3 protein-coding genes are annotated in these 1,262 nt (G+C 42.6%); 2 read left to right on the top strand and 1 reads right to left on the bottom strand.

Translation table 11 applies throughout. The features are described from left to right. The coding region (locus ACFINU_RS09900) for a helix-turn-helix domain-containing protein (RefSeq protein WP_375667672.1) at window positions 1-137 on the bottom strand (137 nt) is incomplete at its 3' end. Between the two features lie 152 nt (window positions 138-289). Here ACFINU_RS09900 and ACFINU_RS09905 point away from each other — a divergent pair. Both ACFINU_RS09905 and ACFINU_RS09910 read left to right on the top strand, forming a co-directional pair. Continuing rightward, window positions 290-820 (top strand): helix-turn-helix domain-containing protein, encoded by a 531-nt coding sequence (locus ACFINU_RS09905; protein ID WP_375619001.1) that lies wholly within the window; start codon window positions 290-292, stop codon window positions 818-820. Between the two features lie 80 nt (window positions 821-900). Then, window positions 901-1,262, top strand: a 362-nt coding sequence (locus tag ACFINU_RS09910; protein ID WP_375619002.1) for a helix-turn-helix domain-containing protein, incomplete at its 3' end; no start/stop codon positions are given.

Genomic DNA, 1,262 nt, shown 5'->3' on the forward strand with positions numbered 1-1,262 from the left:
TCGTTAGACCGTGTCCAGATATGTTGAACACTGGATGACGATAGTTGATAAGCTTTCGCGAGCTCCGCCAAGGTCATATTACGGCGGCGTAGCTCGGCTAAAATACTATGGCGATCCCATACTTGTGTGATAGTCATAAACTTCGCTCCTGCTTTAAACGGATGCTCCCACATCCGTTTTTTGTGGGGTTAATTGTAAAATATCTGCCCTCTATATCGGGCGGTAATTAGAGATATACGCCAAATATTTGTCTTTGTAAACGGTTTTTTGGCATTTGGAGTGATTTTTTTTGGCACGCCCTGAAAGAGAACCACAAACAGAACTCGCAAAACGGTTGCGTGAAGTACGACGAATACTCGGAAACGAAGAACGCGGTGCTTTTGCTCAACGCCTTAATTTACAACGCACTACTCTTGCTAATTATGAAATCGGAGCACACGAACCAACATCCTCAGCAATTAACGCCTATCATAGAGTCTATAACATTAATCCTCATTGGCTTGTTACGGGTGAAGGCGAAATGTTTAGTGACATGGCAAAAGCGAAGGCAGCTGGTTTTAAACCACAAACTATCCCTACTGGACTCATGAAAAAACTCGGTCGCATAGCTTATACAACCTATCGCGATGCAAATATAAAACTCCCCCCTGAAGATATAGCGGAATTAGCGGCAGAGCTTTGTATAAAGTTGCAAGAGCTTGTTCAAGACATCAACGACATGGAAGAGGTCGAAGCGACTTTCCCTCTTCTTAAAATTCATTTAAAGCGTCAAATAGAAGCTGAAAGAGTACATCTAGAAGCTACACAAGATACGGCTTAATGCCTCTCTAAGATGAATGGGGGAAGCTCTTTTTAAAATCCTGTAATTTAAGCTAACCTAAATATGAATAAGGAGCATTTTTGGCACGCCCTAAAAAAGAACCTAAAACAGAACTAGCAAAGCGGCTATGTGAAGTGCGACGCGCCCTTGGTTTCACAGAGCGTAAGCAATTTGCTGAACATCTTGCAGCACCTGAAAGTACTATGTGTAATTATGAAACTGGCTTGCGCGAACCACCTGTATCAATGTTGGTAATTTACAAAAATGTTTGCGGTATATCTGTGGAATGGCTCGTTACGGGTGAAGGTGAAATGTTTAGTGACATGGCAAAAGCGAAAGCAGCTGGTTTTAAAGCACCCACCATACCTGCTGGTCTCATGAAAAAGCTTGGTCGCATAGCTTATACAACCTATCGCGATGCAAATATAAAACTCCCCCCTGA

It is taken from the genome of Bartonella sp. AC130YNZD, assembly GCF_042196865.1.
Taxonomy (GTDB): Bacteria; Pseudomonadota; Alphaproteobacteria; order Rhizobiales; family Rhizobiaceae; genus Bartonella.